Genomic DNA, 1672 nt, shown 5'->3' on the forward strand with positions numbered 1-1672 from the left:
ATTAAAGTCTACGGACTAAAAAATTAAGTCTTGATAAGTGACACTGAAGATTCATTTGAATATGTCAGAGACAGTTATTGAGCATCAAACTTTAAATTGAAGAGTTTGATCATGGCTCAGATTGAACGCTGGCGGCAGGCTTAACACATGCAAGTCGAACGGTAACATGAGTGCTTGCACTTGATGACGAGTGGCGGACGGGTGAGTAAGGTATGGGGATCTGCCGAATGGAAGGGGACAACAGTTGGAAACGACTGCTAATACCGTATAAAGTTGAGAGACCAAAGCATGGGACCTTCGGGCCATGCGCCATTTGATGAACCCATATGGGATTAGCTAGTAGGTGGGGTAAGGGCTCACCTAGGCGACGATCTCTAGCTGGTCTGAGAGGATGGCCAGCCACACTGGAACTGAGACACGGTCCAGACTCCTACGGGAGGCAGCAGTGGGGAATATTGCACAATGGGGGGAACCCTGATGCAGCCATGCCGCGTGTATGAAGAAGGCCTTCGGGTTGTAAAGTACTTTCGGTGATGAGGAAGGTGTTGTATCTAATAGGTGCAACAATTGACGTTAATTACAGAAGAAGCACCGGCTAACTCCGTGCCAGCAGCCGCGGTAATACGGAGGGTGCGAGCGTTAATCGGAATGACTGGGCGTAAAGGGCATGTAGGCGGATAATTAAGTTAGGTGTGAAAGCCCTGGGCTCAACCTAGGAATTGCACTTAAAACTGGTTAACTAGAGTATTGTAGAGGAAGGTAGAATTCCACGTGTAGCGGTGAAATGCGTAGAGATGTGGAGGAATACCGGTGGCGAAGGCGGCCTTCTGGACAGATACTGACGCTGAGATGCGAAAGCGTGGGGAGCAAACAGGATTAGATACCCTGGTAGTCCACGCTGTAAACGATGTCGATTTGGAGTTTGTTGCCTAGAGTGATGGGCTCCGAAGCTAACGCGATAAATCGACCGCCTGGGGAGTACGGCCGCAAGGTTAAAACTCAAATGAATTGACGGGGGCCCGCACAAGCGGTGGAGCATGTGGTTTAATTCGATGCAACGCGAAGAACCTTACCTGGTCTTGACATCCACAGAATCCTGTAGAGATATGGGAGTGCCTTCGGGAACTGTGAGACAGGTGCTGCATGGCTGTCGTCAGCTCGTGTTGTGAAATGTTGGGTTAAGTCCCGCAACGAGCGCAACCCTTATCCTTTGTTGCCATCGGTTTGGCCGGGAACTCAAAGGAGACTGCCGTTGATAAAGCGGAGGAAGGTGGGGACGACGTCAAGTCATCATGGCCCTTACGACCAGGGCTACACACGTGCTACAATGGCGTATACAAAGGGAGGCGACCTCGCGAGAGCAAGCGGACCTCATAAAGTACGTCTAAGTCCGGATTGGAGTCTGCAACTCGACTCCATGAAGTCGGAATCGCTAGTAATCGTGAATCAGAATGTCACGGTGAATACGTTCCCGGGCCTTGTACACACCGCCCGTCACACCATGGGAGTGGGTTGCACCAGAAGTAGATAGCTTAACCTTCGGGAGGGCGTTTACCACGGTGTGGTTCATGACTGGGGTGAAGTCGTAACAAGGTAACCGTAGGGGAACCTGCGGTTGGATCACCTCCTTACGAAGAGCTCGTAAGTGTTCACACAGATTGTTTGTTTAGAA

At 50.6% G+C, this 1672-nt stretch carries 1 rRNA gene; it reads left to right on the plus strand.

From position 1 onward, the window contains the following. Positions 1-93 precede the first annotated feature (93 nt). Positions 94-1631: ribosomal RNA gene (locus A9G47_RS12260) — 16S ribosomal RNA — on the plus strand. The last annotated feature ends 41 nt before the right edge of the window (positions 1632-1672 follow it).

It is taken from the genome of Gilliamella sp. WF3-4, from assembly GCF_001690275.1.
In the GTDB taxonomy this organism is placed as follows: domain Bacteria; phylum Pseudomonadota; class Gammaproteobacteria; order Enterobacterales; family Orbaceae; genus Gilliamella; species Gilliamella apicola_C.